The sequence below is a fragment of the Halomonas alkalicola genome, assembly GCF_030704205.1.
Classification (GTDB): Bacteria; Pseudomonadota; Gammaproteobacteria; order Pseudomonadales; family Halomonadaceae; genus Halomonas; species Halomonas alkalicola.
The window spans coordinates 3,121,481-3,140,140 of record NZ_CP131913.1 but is presented as its reverse complement, the minus strand read 5'-3'; the positions used below and the strand labels follow the sequence as shown (position 1 = coordinate 3,140,140).

14 protein-coding genes and 1 pseudogene are annotated in these 18,660 nt (G+C 69.4%); 5 read left to right on the top strand and 10 right to left on the bottom strand.

Annotated features, from left to right (window positions below; translation table 11 throughout):
• Positions 1-96 precede the first annotated feature (96 nt).
• Positions 97-1,191, top strand: a complete 1,095-nt coding sequence (queG, locus tag B6N23_RS14750) for a tRNA epoxyqueuosine(34) reductase QueG (RefSeq protein WP_305500257.1) — start codon at positions 97-99, stop codon at positions 1,189-1,191.
• Between the two features lie 2 nt (positions 1,192-1,193).
• On the opposite strand, the gene orn is transcribed toward queG, so the two are convergent.
• Positions 1,194-1,787, bottom strand: coding sequence for an oligoribonuclease (orn, locus tag B6N23_RS14745; protein WP_305500255.1), 594 nt, complete (start codon positions 1,785-1,787; stop codon positions 1,194-1,196).
• Between the two features lie 103 nt (positions 1,788-1,890).
• Here orn and rsgA point away from each other — a divergent pair, with 103 nt between their 5' ends.
• The 3 genes and pseudogenes from rsgA to asd all read left to right on the top strand — a co-directional run bounded on the left by rsgA (position 1,891) and on the right by asd (position 4,677).
• Positions 1,891-2,928 carry a small ribosomal subunit biogenesis GTPase RsgA gene (gene rsgA, locus B6N23_RS14740; protein ID WP_169958890.1) on the top strand — a complete coding sequence of 346 codons (1,038 nt, stop codon included), beginning with the start codon at positions 1,891-1,893 and terminating at the stop codon, positions 2,926-2,928.
• 38 nt (positions 2,929-2,966) lie between these two features.
• On the top strand, positions 2,967-3,797 hold the full coding sequence (locus B6N23_RS14735) for a sulfurtransferase (protein WP_305500251.1): 831 nt from the start codon (positions 2,967-2,969) through the stop codon (positions 3,795-3,797).
• Between the two features lie 27 nt (positions 3,798-3,824).
• Positions 3,825-4,677: pseudogene (asd, locus tag B6N23_RS14730) on the top strand (archaetidylserine decarboxylase).
• A 228-nt stretch (positions 4,678-4,905) separates the two neighbouring features.
• Here the strand turns inward: asd and epmA are convergent.
• Together epmA and efp are read right to left on the bottom strand one after the other, a co-directional pair.
• Positions 4,906-5,892 (bottom strand): EF-P lysine aminoacylase EpmA, encoded by a 987-nt coding sequence (gene epmA, locus B6N23_RS14725; RefSeq protein ID WP_305500249.1) that lies wholly within the window; start codon positions 5,890-5,892, stop codon positions 4,906-4,908.
• Positions 5,893-5,992: 100 nt separating this feature from the next.
• On the bottom strand, positions 5,993-6,559 hold the full coding sequence (gene efp, locus B6N23_RS14720) for an elongation factor P (RefSeq protein WP_169958894.1): 567 nt from the start codon (positions 6,557-6,559) through the stop codon (positions 5,993-5,995).
• A gap of 115 nt (positions 6,560-6,674) precedes the next feature.
• Here efp and epmB point away from each other — a divergent pair, with 115 nt between their 5' ends.
• Positions 6,675-7,709, top strand: coding sequence for an EF-P beta-lysylation protein EpmB (gene epmB / locus B6N23_RS14715; protein ID WP_305500245.1), 1,035 nt, complete (start codon positions 6,675-6,677; stop codon positions 7,707-7,709).
• A gap of 157 nt (positions 7,710-7,866) precedes the next feature.
• Here epmB and leuA read toward each other — a convergent pair whose 3' ends face one another.
• The 7 genes from leuA to pgi form a co-directional block, all read right to left on the bottom strand.
• The gene (gene leuA / locus B6N23_RS14710; RefSeq protein WP_305500241.1) at positions 7,867-9,582 is read right to left on the bottom strand and encodes a 2-isopropylmalate synthase; all 1,716 of its coding nucleotides are present in this window, start codon (positions 9,580-9,582) and stop codon (positions 7,867-7,869) included.
• Positions 9,583-9,940: 358 nt separating this feature from the next.
• Entirely contained in the window at positions 9,941-10,774 is an 834-nt protein-coding gene (locus tag B6N23_RS14705) for an ion transporter (RefSeq protein ID WP_305500239.1), read from the bottom strand.
• Between the two features lie 5 nt (positions 10,775-10,779).
• Positions 10,780-12,000, bottom strand: a complete 1,221-nt coding sequence (serB, locus tag B6N23_RS14700; protein WP_119021660.1) for a phosphoserine phosphatase SerB — start codon at positions 11,998-12,000, stop codon at positions 10,780-10,782.
• 57 nt (positions 12,001-12,057) lie between these two features.
• Positions 12,058-14,319, bottom strand: coding sequence for a DNA topoisomerase IV subunit A (gene parC / locus B6N23_RS14695; protein ID WP_305500237.1), 2,262 nt, complete (start codon positions 14,317-14,319; stop codon positions 12,058-12,060).
• 91 nt (positions 14,320-14,410) lie between these two features.
• Positions 14,411-16,291, bottom strand: coding sequence for a DNA topoisomerase IV subunit B (gene parE / locus B6N23_RS14690; protein WP_305500234.1), 1,881 nt, complete (start codon positions 16,289-16,291; stop codon positions 14,411-14,413).
• Entirely contained in the window at positions 16,288-16,935 is a 648-nt protein-coding gene (locus tag B6N23_RS14685) for a YqiA/YcfP family alpha/beta fold hydrolase (protein WP_305500232.1), read from the bottom strand. The genes parE and B6N23_RS14685 overlap by 4 nt, the downstream gene beginning before the upstream one ends.
• Before the next feature lie 28 nt (positions 16,936-16,963).
• Positions 16,964-18,646 carry a glucose-6-phosphate isomerase gene (gene pgi / locus B6N23_RS14680; RefSeq protein ID WP_305500225.1) on the bottom strand — a complete coding sequence of 561 codons (1,683 nt, stop codon included), beginning with the start codon at positions 18,644-18,646 and terminating at the stop codon, positions 16,964-16,966.
• Between the last annotated feature and the right edge of the window lie 14 nt (positions 18,647-18,660).

Sequence of the window (18,660 nt, the reverse complement as noted above, 5' to 3'; positions counted from 1 at the left end):
GGTGTCTCCTGGCGGGGGGTTGCTTTACCATCAGTGTGTCGTTTCCCGGCCCCGGCGCCAATCGCCAGGCCTCACTTGCCCGGTATTTTCGCGATCATGAGCCACTCCCCCCCCCCCGCCGACCTCACCGCCCTGGCCGAGCGCATCAAGGCCTGGGGCCGCGAGCTCGGTTTCCAGCAGCTCGGCATCACCGACGTGGACCTGGCCGAGGACGAGGAGCGCCTGGCGCGCTGGCTGGATGCCGGCTTCCACGGCGAGATGGGCTTCATGGCCAAGCACGGCACCAAGCGCACCCGTCCCGCGGAGCTGGAGCCGGGGACGGTCCGGGTGATCAGCGTGCGGCTGGACTACCTGCCCGCCGAGGTGGAAACAGCCAAGGTGCTGGGCCAGCCCGAGCGCGCCTATGTGTCGCGCTACGCCACCGGCCGCGACTACCACAAGCTGATGCGCAAGCGCCTGGCGACCCTGGCCCAGCGGATCGAGGCCGAGGTGGGCCCCATCGGCTACCGTGCCTTCGTGGACTCCGCCCCGGTGATGGAGCGAGCGTTGGCGCGCAAGGCGGGGCTCGGCTGGTTCGGCAAGAACGCCATGCTGCTCAACCCGAAGGCCGGCTCGCTCTTCTTCCTGGGGGAGCTCTACACCGACCTACCGCTGCCGGTGGACCCGCCCTTCGAGGACGAGCACTGTGGCAGCTGCAGCGCCTGCCGCACCGCCTGCCCCACCGGTGCCATTGTCGCGGACCGGGTGGTGGACGCCCGGGCCTGCATCTCCTACCTCACCATCGAGCTCCACGGCGCCATCCCAGAACATTTCCGGGAGGCCATGGGCAACCGGGTGTTCGGTTGCGACGACTGCCAGCTGGTCTGCCCCTTCACCCGCTTTGCGCGGGCGACCCGGGAGCCCGACTTCGCGCCGCGCCACGACCTGGACCGCGCCAGCCTGCTCGCGCTCTTCGCCTGGGGCGAGGAGGAGTTCCTGGAGAAGACCGCCGGCAGCCCGATCCGCCGCATCGGCTACGCGCGCTGGCTGCGCAACCTCGCCGTGGGGCTCGGCAACGCCCCCTGGAGCGAGGCGGTGGAGACCGCCCTCAGGGCGCGCCTGCCCTACCCCTCCGACCTGGTGCGCGAGCACGTGCGCTGGGCGCTGGCCCGCCAGCGCGAGAAGCGCCGGGCGCTGATCGCCAGCGGCTGACCCTACTCCTCCTCATCGCTCCGCTGGCCCGGCAGGCGCAGGAAGGTCGCGCGGTAGTGGGCAAGCTCGGCGATGGACTCCTTGATGTCATCCATGGCCAGGTGAACGTTGCGCTTCTGGAAGCCCGCCATGGCGCCGGGGTTCCAGCGCCTGGCCAGTTCCTTGAGGGTCGAGACGTCCAGGTTGCGGTAGTGGAAGAAGGCCAGCAGCTCGGGCATCTCCCGCTCCATGAAGCGACGGTCCTGATGCACGCTGTTGCCGCACATGGGCGAGGTACCGGGCGCCACGTGCTCGCGCAGGAACTCGAGAGTACGGCGCTCGGCTTCGGCGGTGTCGACGGTGCTCGCTTTGACCCGCGCGGTCAGCCCCGACTCACCGTGGGTCCGGGTGCACCACTCGTCCATGGCCTCGAGCAGGCCGTCGGGCTGCCTGACGGCGATCACCGGCCCCTCGGCCACGACGTTGAGCTCGGCATCGGTGACCAGGGTCGCCACCTCGATGATCCGCTCCTTCTCCGGGTCGAGCCCGGTCATCTCCAGGTCGATCCATACCAGACGGTTCTGGCGCGGATCCTTGGGTTCGTTGCGCTGGCTCATCGCTATTCCTTGGGTGAGGTCCTTGCATGGCGCCGCGCGGCTCGCGACAGCGGGCGCCCAGGGTGAGTACAATGATCGACATTGTAACGAGCATCGGGCCCCCATGAGCAAACGCAAGTTGAACCGCCAGCAGCGCTGGCGCATCGAGAAGATCCAGGCCGAACGGGCCGCCCGCGCCGCCCGGCTCGACGAGAAGGACAGCGAGAAGCTGGCCGCCGGCGAGTACGGTCCCGAGCAGCCCGGCCGGGTCGTAGCCCACTTCGGGCGCACCCTGGACGTGCGCCCGGAGGGGGCCAGCGAGCCGGTACGCTGCCACCTGCGCGCCAACCTGGAGGGCCTGGTCACCGGCGACCGGGTGATCTGGCGCGGCCGCCAGGACGCCGAGGGCGCCATCGTGGAAGGCGTGGTGGTGGCCCGCGGCGAGCGGGAAAGCGTGCTGGAACGCCCCGACGCCCGCGGCCAGCTCAAGCCGGTGGCCGCCAATATCGACCAGATCCTGATCGTGTTCGCCGTGGAGCCCGAGCCCCACCCCAACCTGATCGACCGCTACCTGGTGGCCGCCGAGGCCACCGGCATCGCCCCGGTGCTGGTGCTCAACAAGATCGACCTGCTGCCCGAGGGCGGCGGCGAGCTGATGGCGCTGCTGCATCGCTACGAGGCGCTGGGCTACCCGGTGGTGGCCAGTACCACCGAGCGCGAGGAGGGCCTCGACGCCCTGCACGCCCGGCTGTCCGGGCGCACCTCGGTGTTCGTGGGCCAGAGCGGCGTGGGCAAGTCGTCGCTGATCGACCGCCTGTTGCCCGACGAGGAACTGCGCATCGGGGCGCTGTCCAAGGACAGTCGCAAGGGCACCCATACCACCACCACGGCGCGCCTCTACACGCTGCCGAGCGCCGTGGAGGCAGAGCTGATCGACTCGCCCGGGATCCGCGAGTTCGGCCTCGGCCACCTCGACGAGCAGCAGGTCGCCGAGGGCTTCATCGAGTTCCGCGACCTGCTGGGGCACTGCCGCTTCCGCGACTGCCGCCACCGCCAGGAGCCTGGGTGCGCGCTGCTCGCAGCGCTTGAGCGGGGCGACATTCATCCCGAGCGCTTCGCCAGCTACCGACGCATCCTCGACACGCTCGAATCGGGTTTCTAGACCCCGGGTTTGTAGAACAAGGAAATAGGAGAGCCGCCATGAGTTCCGAAGCCAACCTGCTGCCGCTGATCATCGAGCCCGAGCGGCTCGCCGAGCACCTGGACGAGCCGTCGCTGCTGATCATCGACGTGCCGCTCAAGGCCGAGAGCTACGCCGAGGGCCACGTGCCCGGCGCCATCTTCCTCGACAAGGCGCGCCTGATGCGCGGCTCGGGCGAGGTCCCCTGCCTGGAACCCACCGTTGCGCAGCTCTCCGCACTGTTCAGCGAACTGGGCCTGACCCGCGACACCCACGTGGTGGCCTACGACGACGAGGGCGGCGGCTGGGCCGGCAGGCTGCTGTGGACCCTGGAGCTGATCGGCCACACCCGCTACTCCTACCTCAACGGCGGCATCCATGCCTGGCGCCAGGATGGCCTCCCGGTGGAGACCGCGCCCAATGCCCCCACCCCCAGCGCCTACGAGGCGGAGATCCTCCACCCCGAGGTCGCCATCGACCGCGTCGAACTCGTCGAGCGCCTCGGCGAGAAGGGCTTCGCCATCTGGGACGCCCGTTCGCCCGAGGAGTACCGCGGCGAGAAGGGCGATAACCGGCAGCTGGGCCATATCCCCGGCGCGGTGAACATGGAGTGGACCCGCGCCATGGACCCGGAGCGCGGTCTGCGCATCCGCGACTACGCCGAGCTCGTCACCGAGCTGGAGGCGCTTGGCCTGACCCCGGACATGGAGGTCGCCACCCACTGCCAGAGCCACCACCGCAGCGGCTTCACCTGGCTGGTGGGCCGTGCGCTGGGCTTCGAGAAGATCCGCGGCTACGCCGGCTCCTGGAAGGAGTGGGGCAACCGCGACGACACCCCGATCGAGAAATAACCCTCAACGCTTGCCACAGGAATGCCCTTGTCACTCTCCCGGCTCTTTGCCCTGATCCAGTACCCGCTGCCCCACCACCTGCTCTCGCGGCTGGTGGGGCGCCTCGCCGACTGCCGCACCCCCTGGCTGAAGAACGCCCTGGTGCGGCGCTTCATCCGCCAGTTCAAGGTCGACATGAGCGAGGCGGCCAACCCCGACCCGACGGCCTACGCCACCTTCAACGACTTCTTCACCCGGGAGCTGAAGGCCGACGCCCGCCCCCTCGGCGAGGGGGTACTGAGCCCCGCCGACGGCAGGCTCTCCCAGTTCGGCCCGCTCACGGCCGGCCAGCTGCTCCAGGCCAAGGGCCACCGCTTCTCGGCCATGGACCTGCTGGGCGGCGACGGCGAGGCCGCGCGCCGCTACCTGGGCGGCAGCTTCGCCACCGTCTACCTCTCTCCCAGCGACTACCACCGGGTGCACATGCCCCTGGCCGGCACCCTGACCGAGATGGTCTACGTGCCGGGGCGGCTCTTCTCGGTCAATGCCGCCACCACCGAGCACGTGCCCAACCTCTTCGCCCGCAACGAGCGGCTGGTGTGCCACTTCGACACCGAGCAGGGCCCCATGGTGATGGTGCTGGTGGGGGCGATGATCGTCGCCGCCATCGAGACGGTATGGGCCGGGCAGATCACCCCGCTGCCCCGCGGCGGCGTGCAGCGCATCCGCTTCGATACCCCGGTGCACCTGGAACGCGGCGCGGAGATGGGCCGCTTCAAGCTCGGCTCCACGGTAGTGATGGCGCTCAGTGAGCCGGTGGCCTTCGCCCTTCGCCGACGGCCTCGCGCCCGGCGCCAAGGTGCAGATGGGTCAATCTCTGGGGGCGTTCCCCTCCTCATAGCGAGGGGCGCCGGGGACAGGCCGAAGAGGGGGTCCTACGCCAGGGGTGAGGAGCACTGCTCCGAACGGGCTGGCCATGGATGGCCAGCACCGGACCTGCAAGCGGAGCAGGATGCGAGAGCGAAGCAGGGCGTCGGTAGCGTACAGGGAGGTATTCACAGCGCCCCCTCGTAGGGCTGTCGACGGATCAGCCCCGAGCGGTGCAGATCCACGCCGCCTGGGAATCTTGCTAGCAGCGCGGCGTGGCGAAGGCCATTACCTCCGCCACGCTCGACTTGCCCAGCGCCAGCTGAATCAGCCGGTCGATGCCCAGCGCCACCCCGCTCCCCTCGGGCATGCCATGGGCCAGCGCCGCCACCAGGCGCCGGTCGATGTCCACCTCCGGCAGCCCCGCCGCCCGCCGTGCGGCGTTGTCCTCATCGAAGCGCGCCGCCTGCTCGGCGGCATCGGTCAGCTCGTCGTAGCCGTTGGCGAGCTCCAGCCCCTCGAGGTAGAGCTCGAAGCGCGAGGCCACCCACTCCCCGTCCTCCGGGTCGCGGTGGCGTCGGGCCAGCGCCGCCTGGCTGGCCGGGTAGTCCACCACCACCTCGATGCCCTCGCGGCCCAGCCCCGGCTCGATCACGAGACTCATCAGCAGGTCGAGGCAGTCATCGCGGGGGGCGTCGTCCATGGCCAGTTCGCCCTTGTCGGCGGCCAGCCGGCGCAGCTCGGCCAGGGGCGCGGTGAAGGGATCGATGGCGAGCGCCTCGCGAAACAGTGTCCGGTAGCGGCGACGACGCGGCGGCCCCGCCTCACTCCCCGGCTCCCGACCCAGCACCCGGCTCACCAGCGTGGCCGTCTCCTCGATCAGCGCGTCGAGGGTAAGGCCGGGGCGGTACCACTCCAGCATGGTGAACTCGAGGTTGTGGCGCCGCCCCACCTCGCCGTCGCGGAAGCAGCGCGCCAGCTGGAAGATGGGCCCGGCCCCCGCCGCCAGCAGCCGCTTCATGGCGAACTCCGGCGAGGTCTGCAGCCAGAGCCGCTCGCGTCCCGCCGGCGTGGTCGCCCGAGCCGAGAGCGAGGCCAGGTGCAGGTCGGTGCTGCCGCCGTGGCCCAGCACCGGCGTCTCCACCTCCAGCACGTCGCGCTCGGCGAAGAAGGCCCGCACCTCGGCCAGCAGCCGCGCCCGCTCGCGCAGGGTCGCGATCGTCGCCGTGGGGCGCCAGTCATCGGTCATTTCCTGTCCTCCGGAATCGTCAAGGCCACGCCGAAGCGTGGCCTTGTCTGGGATGCTCTCGTCGACCTGTCCCCGACGCCGCTGGCTGAGGCGTCTTTCCTCAGGCGCGGGAGACGTAGTCGCCGCTGCGCGTATCCACCTTGAGGATCTCGCCCTGGTTGATGAAGAGCGGCACACGGACCACGGCGCCGGAGGAGAGGGTCGCCGGCTTGGAGCCGCCCTGGGCGGTGTCACCCTTGAGGCCCGGATCGGTCTCGACCACCTCGAGCTCGATGAAGTTCGGCGGGGTCACGCTGATGGCGTTGTCGTTCCACAGGGTCACGGTGTAGACCACCTGCTCCTTGAGCCACTTGATGGTGTCGCCCAGGGCCTTCTTCTCCACCGCGTACTGCTCGAAGGAGCCGTCGGTCTTCATGAAGTGCCACATCTCACCGTCGGTGTAGAGGTACTCCATGTCGAGGTCCATGACGTCGGCGCCCTCGAGGGACTCGCCGGACTTGAAGGTGCGCTCCCAGACGCGGCCGGTGATCAGGTTGCGCAGCTTGACGCGGTTGAACGCCTGCCCCTTGCCCGGCTTCACGAACTCGTTCTCGACGATCGCGCAGGGATCGCCGTCCAGCATCACCTTCAGACCGCCCTTGAATTCGTTGGTAGAATAGTTCGCCATCTTCTCTCACCCATGTTCGAGCGCGCCCCCGGAACCCGGCGGCGCGCTGGGAAACGACTTTCGACGAGGCGACGCTTCCAGGAGCCCGCCTCGCCCGCATTGACTGGTGTGCCGCATGATAACCCGAAGCCCCGCCCTTTTGCAGCGTCACGACGAGGCCGAGCCGCTGGCACCGCCGCCCGCCTGGCAGGCGCAGCTGGCGGGCGCCATTCGCGACCCCGCCGAGCTCTGCCGGCGCCTGGGGCTCGACGCGGCCTGGCGGCCCGGCGCCGAGGCAGGCCATGCCCTCTTCGAGGTGCGCGTGCCCGAGGCCTTCCTGTCGCGCATGCGCCCGGGCGACCCGCACGACCCCCTGCTGCGCCAGGTGCTGCCGCTGGGCGAGGAGACCCTGCCGGCACCCGGCTTCGTGGCCGACCCCCTCGAAGAGGCGGCCCACACCCCGGCCCGCGGGCTGATCCACAAGTACGCCGGCCGGGTGCTCCTGATCGCCAGCCCCGCCTGCGCGGTCAACTGCCGCTACTGCTTTCGCCGCCACTTTCCCTACGGCGACAACGCGCCCTCCCGGGCTCAGTGGGAGTCCAGCCTCGACCATCTGAGACACGACCCCACGATCATCGAGGCGATCCTCTCCGGCGGCGACCCCCTGGCGGCCAGCGACCGCCAGCTCGCCTGGCTGGTCGAGCGCCTGGACGCCATTCCCCACCTCCGGCGGCTGCGGATCCACACCCGCCTGCCGGTGGTGATCCCGGACCGCATCGATGGCGGCCTGCTCGACTGGCTCGGCAAGACCCGCCTGCAGAAGGTGATCGTGCTGCATATCAACCACGCCCAGGAGATCGACGACGCCGTGATCGACGCCTGCGCCCGGCTCAAGACGGCAGGGGCCACCCTGCTCAACCAGAGTGTGCTGCTGCGCGGGGTCAACGACTCGGTGGACGCCCTGGCCGCGCTCTCCGAGCGGCTCTTCGAGGCCGGCGTGCTGCCCTACTACCTCCACGTGCTCGACCCGGTAGCCGGCGCGGCCCACTTCGACGTGCCGGACGACCAGGCCCGCGAACTGGTCGCGGGCCTGAGGGAGGTACTGCCGGGGTTCCTGGTGCCGAGATTGGTCAGGGAGATCCCCGGCGAAGGAAGCAAGACGCCGCTATAGCTACAAGGAGCAAGCACCAAGACTAGCGGCGCCGGGGACAGGCCGAAGCGGGGGTCCTATGCCAGGGATGGCATCGGTAGCGCCCAGGGACGGGTTCACAGCGCCCCCTCGGCGGTCCGGCGTCCCGGGGCCTGTCGCCGGATCAGCCGCGACGCTGCTACTTGGCCACCTCCAGCGACTCGGCGGTCACGTTGGCCGCCGGGGCCTGGGTGGAGACATGGCGGTTGATGGCGCTCATCACCGCCTTCATGGAGGCGCTGGTGATGCTCTCGTCGGTGCCGACGCCGAACACCGCCTTGCCATCGATGCGCACCTCCACGTAGGCGATCGCCTCGGCGTCGGCGCCCTGGCCGCGGGAGTGCTCGTGGTAGTCGATGATCTCCACATCGTGGCCGGCAGCGGCCAGCGCCTTGATGTAGGCGGCCAGCGGGCCGTTGCCCTCGCCCCTGATGCTGCGCCGCTCGCCGTGCTCCTCGATGGTCGCCTCCAGGCTCACCCGGGGGCTATCCGCCTCGGAGGAGAGGCGATGGCTGACCAGGCCGAAGGGCGTGGTCTGGGCCAGGTACTCGTCGGCGAAAGCCTGGTAGATCATCTGTGAGGTGATCTCCTTGCCCGTGCGGTCGGCCACCTCCTGCACCACCTGGCTGAACTCGATGGAGAGGCGACGCGGCAGCTCGATGCCGTGCTCCTGCTCGAGCAGGTAGGAGACTCCGCCCTTGCCGGACTGGCTGTTGACGCGAATCACCGCCTCGTAGCTGCGGCCCACGTCCAGCGGGTCGATGGGCAGGTAGGGCACCTCCCAGACGGCGTCGGGATTGGCGCGGCGCTCCGCCATGCCCTTCTTGATGGCGTCCTGGTGGGAGCCGGAGAAGGCGGTGAAGACCAGGTCGCCCACGTAGGGGTGGCGCGGATGCACCGGCAGCTGGTTGCAGTACTCCACCTCGCGCATGATCGGCGTGATGTTGGAGAAGTCGAGGCCCGGGTGCACGCCCTGGGTGTACATGTTCATGGCCAGGGTGACGATATCGACGTTGCCGGTGCGCTCGCCGTTGCCGAACAGGGTGCCCTCGACGCGGTCGGCGCCCGCCATCAGGGTCAGCTCGGCGGCGGCCACGCCGGTGCCGCGGTCGTTGTGGGGGGGCACGCTGACGATCAGGGCATCCCGGTTCTTCACGTGGCGACAGAACCACTCCACCTGGTCGGCGTAGTTGTTGGGCGATGCCGCCTCCACGGTAGCCGGCAGGTTGACGATCATCGGCTTCTCGGCGGTGGCACCGTAGGCCTCCATCACCGCCTCGACCACCTCCTTGGCGAAGTCCATCTCGCTGGTGGTGAAGAGCTCCGGCGAGTACTGGAAGGTCCAGTTCGTCTCCGGGGCCTCCGCCATGCGCTGCCGGATGAGGGTGGTGGCGTCCACGGCGATGCCGATGCACTCCTCCTTCGTCACGTTGAACACCACGCGGCGGAAGACCGGGTCGGTGGCGTTGTAGACGTGGACGATGGCGTTCTTGGCGCCCTTCAGGGACTCGAAGGTACGGTCGATCAGGTGGTCGCGGGCCTGGGTCAGCACCTGGATGGTGACGTCGTCGGGAATCCGGTTGCCCTCGATCAGCGAGCGCACGAAGTCGAAGTCGGTCTGGGAGGCCGAAGGGAAGCCCACCTCGATCTCCTTGAAGCCGATCCTCACCAGCAGGTCGAAGAAGCGCTGCTTGCGCTCCTGGTCCATGGGGTCGATCAGCGACTGGTTGCCGTCGCGCAGGTCGACGCTGGCCCAGATCGGCGGCTGCTCGATGCGACGGCTGGGCCACTGGCGATCCGGCAGGTCCACGGCGACGAAGGGGCGATACTTGGAGGCGGGGTTGTCGAGCATCATGGTGGCATTCTCCCTGGGCGACGGTGCGGCTGAATCAGTGGGCGGTGCGGAAACGATAACGCCCCGACGGGCAATGGCCAGTCGGGGCGTCGGGACTCGCTTCGCACATGATCGCACAGACGGCAGCCACTTGGCTGACGCAGGCGACACGATGGGCATGGATGGGGGTATTCATGGGGGCAGACATGGTACAACCTCGTTTTGACCGGACTCCAGACGATGCACAGGGGGCATCGCCGCTCGCTGTTCAGGCGCGGGCTAGTAGTCGTAGGTCGAGGTCGTACGCAGTCATGTTCATGCCTCTAGAGAATCAAGGTTGAGACCCTTTGTCAACTTTCCATGTACAGTGCCTGCCGGCTTAACGCCGCTGACGTTCCAGCAGCGCCTCCATCCGCGACAGCTGGGCGCGCAGTTCGCGCACGTCGTCGCGCAGGCCGTGCAGCTCCGCGGCCTCCCCCTCCCCGGTCTCCAGCTCGATGGCCAGGCTCTCCTTCTGCATCACGTCGAGCGCGATGCCCATCATCATGTTCAGGAAGATGAAGGCGTTGAGGAAGATGAAGGTCAGGAAGTAGATCCAGGCGTAGGGGTAGTGCTCCATGGTCGGGTAGAGCACCGCCGTGGCCCAGCTCTCGAAGGTGGCCACCTGGAAGAGCGTCAGCATGGCCAGCGAGATGTTGCCCCACAGCTTCTCGTCGACGCTGGCGAACAGGAAGCTGCCGATGGCGCCGTAGATGTAGAAGATGATGAACATCAGCAGCGCCACGTAGCCCATGCGCGGGATCGACTTGAACAGGGCGGCGATCAGCAGGCGCAGCTCGGGGATCATCGAGACCAGACGCAGCACCCGGAAGATGCGCAGCAGCCGCGCCAGCAGCACCATCTCCGAGTCGTCCATGGGAATCAGGCTGGCGGTGACGATCAGGAAGTCGAAGATGTTCCAGCCCTTGCGGAAGAAGTCCCGCAGGCGCTTCTCCGCCGCCATGCGAATCAGGATCTCCACCAGGAAGAACACCGTGACGCCGACATCGAGCCACAGCATCACCTCCTGGAAGCGGCTGACCTCCTCCTCGTAGGTCTTGGCGCCGATCAAGAGCGCCGAGACCACGATGATGGTGATCACCGTGAGCTCGAAGGCCTTGTTCGAGCGCAGCCGCTCGAAGCGGTCGCGCCAGGTATCGAAGGGGGCGCTCACGTCCACTACTCCTCCAGGTCCACCTGGCGATACCCGATCAGGTAGAGCACCGCATCGAGGCCCAGGGTCGAGATCGAGTGGTTAGCCTGGGCGCGCACCAGCGGCTTGGCCCGGAAGGCGATGCCGAGGCCTGCCGCCGCCAGCATCTTGAGGTCGTTGGCCCCATCCCCCACGGCGATGGTCTGCTCCAGGGTCAGCCCCTCGCGGGCGGCGATCTCGCGCAGCAGCTCCGCCTTGCGGTCGGCGTCGAGGATGGGCTCGCGCACCTCGCCGGTGACCTTGCCGTTCTCGATCAAGAGCTCGTTGGCGTGGACCTCGTCGAAGCCGAGCTTCTGCTGCAGGTGGCGGGCGAAGTAGGTGAAGCCCCCGGAGAGGATCGCCGTGCGATACCCCAGGCGCTTGAGCTGGGCCATCAGCCGCTCCACGCCGTCCATCAGCGGCAGCGTCTCGGCGATCTCGGCCAGCACCGACTCGTCGAGGCCCTTGAGCTTGGCCATGCGCTCGCGGAAGCTCTGCTGGAAGTCGAGCTCGCCGCGCATGGCGCGCTCGGTCACCTCGGCCACCTCGTCATAGACGCCGTGGCGGCGCGCCAGCTCGTCGATCACCTCGGCCTGGATCAGGGTGGAGTCCATGTCGAAGCAGACCAGGCGGCGATGCCGGCGCCAGATGGAGTCCTCCTGGATGGCGATGTCGACGCCGTGCATGGCGCCGAGCGCCAGCGCCTTCTCGCGCAGGGCGTCGAGGTCGACCTCCTCGCCGCGCAGCCAGCACTCCACGCAGGCCCCCTGGATGGCATCGCGCTCGCCGGGGACGCCGCCGTCCAGGGGCTCGCGGCCAGAGAGGCGGTGGATCAGCTCCACGGTGAGGCCGTGCTCGGCGGTGAGCGCCCCGACCTCCGCCAGGATGCCGGCGGGCAGGTGGGGCGCCAGCAGGGTCAGGATCAGCCGCGGCTGGCTGGCCTGCACGCTCCAGCGCTGGTACTCCTCGGCGCTGACCTGGATCGCCTGGACGTCGAGGCCCAGCAGATCGCCGGCGGCGGCCAGCGCCCCTTCGAGATCGGCCTCATGCTCGAGGCCCACCAGCGCCTCGAGGGAGAGCATGCCGAAGGTCACGCTCTGGTTGATGTCCAAAAGGCGCGCGCCGCTTGCGGCCAGCGCCTTGCCCAGCCCGGCCAGTTGGCCCGGCCGCGCCGCGCCGGTGGCGCGGATCAGTACTCGTCGTGTCATGGTTGCCTCAAGAGCTCTCTCGGTCCGCGGCGGGCCCGGCGCCGCGGTCTCATCGTGTCAGGTGTCGACGCTCATCGCTTCCAGCCGATCGACCTTCTGCAGGCCGCGGGGCAGCTTGCTGCCGCGCCGGCCGCGTTCGCCGCGATAATACGCGAGATCGTCGGGCTTGAGGGTGAGGTGACGCTTGCCGGCATGCACCACCAGGCTGGCGCCGGCCGCCAGCACCACCAGATCGCGCACGAACTCCTCGCGCCGCGCCGCCCGGGCCCCGGGGATGTCGATCATCTTGTTGCCCTTGCCCTTGGCCATCTCGGGCAGCTGCTCGAGGGGGAAGAGCAGAAGACGCCCCTCGTTGGAGACCGCCGCCACCATAGCGCCCTCGTCCGGCGGCACCGCCACCGGCGGCAGCACGTTGCACCCCTTGGGCACCGAGAGCACCGCCTTGCCGGACTTGTTCTTGCCGACCAGCGCCTCCAGCGGCGCCACGAAGCCGTAGCCGCCGTCGGAGGCGAGCAGGAAGCGCGAGGCGGGCGGGGCCAGCATGACGCCGGCCATATGAGCGCCGGCCACCACGTTGACGCGGCTGGTGACGGGCTCGCCCTGGCCGCGGGCGCTGGGCAGGTTGTGGGCGGCCAGGGTATAGGCGCGCCCGGTGTCGTCGAGCAGCACCAGCGGCTGGTTGGTCTTGCCCCGGGCGGCCAGGGCGAAGCGGTCGCCGGCCTTGTAGGAGAGCCCCGCCGGGTCGATCTCGTGGCCGCGGGCCGCGCGGATCCAGCCCTTCTCGGAGAGCACCACGGTGACGGGATCGGCCCCCACCAGCTCCACCTCGGAGAGGGCACGGGCCTCCTCGCGCTCGACGATGGGCGAGCGGCGCTCGTCGCCATGGGCCTCGGCGGCGGCGCGCAGCTCCTCCTCGATCAGATCGGTGAGCTTGGCCTCGTTGCCGAGCAGTTCCTGCAGGCGCTGGCGCTCCGCCTCGAGCTCCTCCTGCTCGCCGCGGATCTTCATCTCCTCGAGCTTGGCGAGGTGGCGCAGGCGCAGCTCCAGGATCGCCTCGGCCTGGCGCTCGGAGAGCCCGAAGGCCTCCATCAGGGTGGGCTTGGGCTCGTCCTCCTCGCGGATGATGCGGATCACCTCGTCGATGTTGAGGTAGGCGATCAAGAGGCCCTCGAGCAGGTGCAGGCGATCCTCCACCTTGCCCAGGCGGTGCTCCAGGCGGCGACGCACGGTGGAGCGCCGGAAGCGCAGCCACTCGCCGAGCAGGTCGGGCAGCGGCATCACCCGCGGCCGGCCGTCCAGGCCGATCACGTTCATGTTGACGCGGATGTTCTTCTCGAGATCGGTGGTGGCGAAGAGGTGCGCCATCAGCGCCTCGATGTCGACGCGGTTGGAGCGCGGCTCGATCACCAGACGGGTGGGCTCCTCGTGGGTCGACTCGTCGCGCAGGTCGGCCACCATGGGCAGCTTCTTGGCCTGCATCTGGGCGGCGATCTGCTCGAGGATCTTGGCCCCGCTCACCTGGTAGGGCAGCGCGGTGACCACGATGCTGCCCTCCTCCATGACGTAGCGGGCGCGCAGCTTCACCGAACCGCGGCCGCTCTCGTAGAGCTTTCGCAGGTCGGCGCGCGGCGTGATGATCTCGGCCGCGGTGGGGAAGTCCGGGGCCGGCAGGTGCTGGAGCAGGTCCGCCGTGGTGGCCTCGGGGTGGCGCAGCAGGTGGCAGGTCGCCTCGACCACCTCGTTCACGTTGTGGGGCGGGATGTCGGTGGCCATGCCCACGGCGATGCCGGTGCCCCCGTTGAGCAGCACATGGGGCAGCCGCGCCGGCAGCACCACCGGTTCGTTCATGGTGCCGTCGAAGTTGGGAGTCCAGTCCACGGTGCCCTGGCCCAGCTCGGCCAGCAGCACCTCGGCGAACTTCGAGAGCCGCGCCTCGGTGTAGCGCATGGCGGCAAACGACTTGGGATCGTCGGGGCTGCCCCAGTTGCCCTGGCCGTCCACCAGCGGGTAGCGGTAGCTGAAGGGCTGGGCCATCAGCACCATCGCCTCGTAGCAGGCGCTGTCGCCGTGGGGGTGGAACTTGCCGAGCACGTCGCCGACGGTGCGCGCCGACTTCTTGTACTTGGCGTTGGCATTCAGCGAAAGCTCGCGCATGGCGTAGACGATGCGCCGCTGCACCGGCTTCATGCCGTCGCCGATATGGGGCAGCGCCCGGTCGAGGATGACGTACATCGAGTAGTCGAGGTACGCCTTCTCGGTGTATTCGCGCAGCGAGAGGCGCTCGACGTCGCCCTCCGCCACCTGGATATCCATGGTCATACGGTATGCCCCTGGTCAGGGTGTCCAAAATCGTTGGCTGTCTTGCCTCGCGGCGGATCCGGCGACAGGCCTTGGCGCTTCAAGCTCGGCGTTACACTTCGATATCCGCCAAGTTGCCGTAGTCCTCGAGCCAGCTCTTGCGGTCGGCGGCGCGTTTCTTGGCCAGCAGCATGTCCATCATCTCCATGGTGCCGTCGCCCACTTCACGGGTGAGCTGCACCAGGCGGCGGGTCTCCACCGCCATGGTGGTCTCGCGCAGCTGTAGCGGGCTCATCTCGCCGAGGCCCTTGAAGCGCTGCACGTTGGGTGTGCCGCGCTTGCCCTCGAGCTTGCGCAGGATCGCCGCCTTCTCGCTCTCGTCCAGGGCGTAGTGCACCTCCTTGCCCAGGTCGATGCGGTAGAGCGCCGGCATGGCGACGTAGACATGGCCGGCATCCACCAGCGCCGGGAAGTGGCGCACGAACAGCGCGCACAGCAGCGTGGCAATGTGCAGGCCGTCGGAGTCGGCGTCGGCGAGGATGCAGATCTTGTGGTAGCGCAGCTGGCTGAGGTCGTCGCTGCCCGGATCCATGCCCACCGCCACGGCGATGTCGTGGACCTCCTGGGAGCCGTAGATGTCGTGGCTGTCGACCTCCCAGGTGTTGAGGATCTTGCCGCGCAGCGGCAGGATCGCCTGAGTCTCGCGGTTGCGCGCCTGCTTGGCGCTGCCGCCGGCCGAGTCGCCCTCGACCAGGAACAGCTCGCCCTGGGCCGGATCCTGACCGGAGCAGTCGGCCAGCTTGCCGGGCAGCGCGGGGCCGGCGGTGACCTTCTTGCGCGCCACCTTCTTGGCGCTCTTCTGGCGCCGCTGGGCAGCGCTGATCACCAGCTCGGCCAGGGCCTCGGCCTGATCGACGTGGTGATTCAGCCACAGCGAGAAGGCGTCCTTCACCACGCTGGAGACGAATGCCGCCACCGTGCGCGAGGAGAGCCGCTCCTTGGTCTGGCCGGCGAACTGCGGGTCGAGCATCTTCACCGACAGCACGTAGGCGACCCGCTCCCACAGGTCCTCGGCGGTGAGCTTGACGCCTCGGGGCAGGAGGCTTCTGTACTCGCAGAACTCGCGCAGCGCCTCGAGCAGGCCGGCACGCAGGCCATTGACGTGGGTGCCGCCCTGGGGGGTGGGGGTCAGGTTGACGTAGCTCTCCAGCAGCGGCTCGCCCCCCTCGGGCAGCCACTGGATCGCCCAGTCCACCGCCTGCTCGTCGTCGGCGAAGTGGCCGACGAAGGGCGACTGGGGCAGCACCTCATAGCCATCGGTGGCCTGGGCCAGGTAGTCGCGCAGGCCATCCTCGTACTGCCACTCGCTCTGGGTGCCGTCCGCCTCCATCAGGGTGACCTTCAGCCCCGGACAGAGCACCGCCTTGGCCCGCAAGAGGTGCTTGAGCCGCCCCACCGCCAGGCGCGGGCTATCGAAGTAGCTCGACTCGGGCCAGAAGCGCAGCACCGTGCCGGTGTTGCGCTTGCCGACGCTGCCGATCACCGAGAGGTGCGAGGCGGGCTCGCCGTGCTCGAAGGCGATGGCATGGCGGCCGCCGTCGCGCAGCACCTCCACCTCGAGGCGCCGCGAGAGGGCGTTGACCACCGAGACGCCGACGCCGTGCAGGCCGCCGGAGAACTTGTAGCTGGCGTTGGAGAACTTGCCGCCGGTGTGGAGCCGGGTGAGGATCAGCTCCACCCCGGAGACGCCGTGCTCCGGGTGGATGTCGATGGGCATGCCGCGGCCGTCGTCGGCCACCTCGATGCCGCCATCCTCGAAGAGCCGCACGGTGATCGTCGAGGCGTGGCCCGCCAGCGCCTCGTCGACGCTGTTGTCGACCACCTCCTGGACGAGGTGATTGGGGCGACTGGTGTCGGTGTACATGCCCGGGCGCTTGCGCACCGGCTCCAGGCCGGAAAGCACCTCGATCGAGCTGGCACTGTATTGCGTCATGGGTCGTCCGGTTCCTTGTGTGATCGTGGCTGCCAGGCGGGCGACAGGGCGTGGCCGCCGTGGGCCAGCAGCGCCGGCAGATGCCGGGCCAGCACCGCGAAGCCGTGGTCGGCCCCCGGGTGCAGCAGGGTTCGCGCATCGCGATAGAGGGCGAAGGCGTCCGCCGGCTCGAGCACCTCGTCGGCGGTGCCCAGCAGCAGCAGGTAGCGCTCCGGAGCCGTGATCCGCTCCGGCGTCAGCGCGGCCAGCTCCGCCAGGTGCACCTCCCCTACGGTGAAGCGCTCACCGCTGTAGTCGTTGACGAAGACCTCGTCGACCCAGTCGGCCACCAGCCGGGCCGGCGCCACCGCCGGATTGATCAGCGCGGCGCGCAGGCCGTGGCGCTCGGCCAGGCAGGTGGCCAGAAAGCCCCCCATGGAGCTGCCCGCCACCAGCGGCGCGGGGCCGAGCTCGGCGAGCCGGGCCTCGGCCAGCGCCAGTGCCTCGACGGGCCGGTGCGGCAACTGCGGCGTCACGCAGGGCAGGTCCAGGTGGGCACAGGCCTCGCGCACCCACACCCCCTTGGGCGACCCGGTGCCGCTGTTGAAACCATGCAGGTAGAGCACCCCGCTGGCCGGCGTTGCCCGGCAGGGGGCACTCAGCATAGCGCAACTGCTGTACGAACAGCCAGTATCACGTGACGGCCTTGCCATTGGTATCGGCCGCCCAGGCCGCCTCGATCAGCGCCCGGGTGGAGGCATCCATGGCCTCCAGGCCCTCCCGGCTCTCGAGGATGCGCTGGGTCTCGCCGGCGATCTGCTTGCCCAGCTCCACCCCCCACTGGTCGAAGGGGTTGATGCCCCAGATCGTCGCCTGGACGTAGACCTTGTGCTCGTAGAGGGCGATCAGGGCGCCCAGGGTGGCCGGGGTCAGCTCGTCGAGCAGCAGGGTCGTGGAGGGCTGGTTGCCGCGATAGCGCTTGTGCCCGGGGCGCTCTCCCGGCTCGTCGATGGCATCGTCGCCCAGCGCCAGCAGCCGCGACTGGGCGAAGCAGTTGGCCAGGGTCAGGCGGTGCTGGCCCTTGAGGTGCCGGCGGGTGGCGTCGTCGGCCACCTCGTCGTAGCGCCGCAGCGGCGCGATGAAGTCGCACTCCACCGCCTGGGTGCCCTGGTGCAGCAGCTGGTAGAAGGCGTGCTGGGCGTTGGGCCCGAGCTGGCCCCACAGCACCGGGCAGGTGGAGTAGTCCACCTCGCGCCCCTCGGCGGTCACCGACTTGCCATTGGACTCCATCTCGAGCTGTTCGAGGTAGGCGGCGAAGTACTCCAGGCGACCGTCGTAGGGCAGGATGGAGTGGGCGCGGATATCCAGGAAGTTGACGTTCCAGACCCCCGCCAGGGCCAGCAGCACCGGCAGGTTGTCGGACGGTGCCGCGGTGCGGAAGTGCTCGTCCAGGGCGTGGGCCCCGGCCAGCAGCTCGCGGAAGCGCGGCATGCCCACCACCAGGGCGATGGGCAGGCCGATGCCGCCCCACAGCGAGTAGCGCCCGCCGACCCACTCCCAGAACTCGAGCTGGTGCGCGGGGGCGATGCCCCACTCGGCCATCTTCTCGGGACTCGCAGAGACGCCAATGAAGTGCTGGCGCATCACCAGTTCGGCGTCGACGCCCTCCTCCCCGGAGAGGCGTGACATCAGCCAGTCCCGGGCGGTGCGGGCATTGGAGAGGGTATCGATGGTGGTGAAGGACTTCGAGGAGAGCACGAAGAGGGTGGTCTCGGGGTCGAGGCGCGCCAGGCAGTCGGCGAGCTGGGAGCCGTCCATGGTGGAGGCGAAATGCACCCCCACCCGGTGCACGTCGCGCAGCCGGTAGTCGGAGAGCGCGTGGGTCACCATCAGCGGGCCCAGGTCCGAGCCGCCGACGCCGAGGTTGACCACGTCGCGGATGGCCCTGCCGGTGGCGCCACGCCACTGGCCGGTATGGAAGCGCTCCACCATGGTCTCCATGCGGTCGAGGGTGCGGTGCACCCCGGGCACCAGGTCCTCGCCCTCCACCACCAGCGAGGCGTCCTGTGGCAGGCGCAGGGCCGTGTGCAGGGCCGGGCGGTCCTCGCTGAGGTTGACCCGCTCGCCCCCCAGCAGCCGCTGGATCGCCCCAGGGACATCCGCCTGCTCGGCCAGGGCCAGCAGGCGTGTCAGGGTCTCCGCGGACCAGCGCTGCTTGGAGAGGTCCAGGGTGAGGCCGGCGGCACTGCGGGTGAAGCGCAGGTGGCGGCTCGGCTCGGCCTCGAACAGGTCACGCAGGTGGCGCTCTCGCATCGTCCCGGCGTGGCTCGCCAGGTCGCGCCAGGCGCTGCGCTGATCGATCGGCTGGGTGGGCATGATTTCCTCCTTGA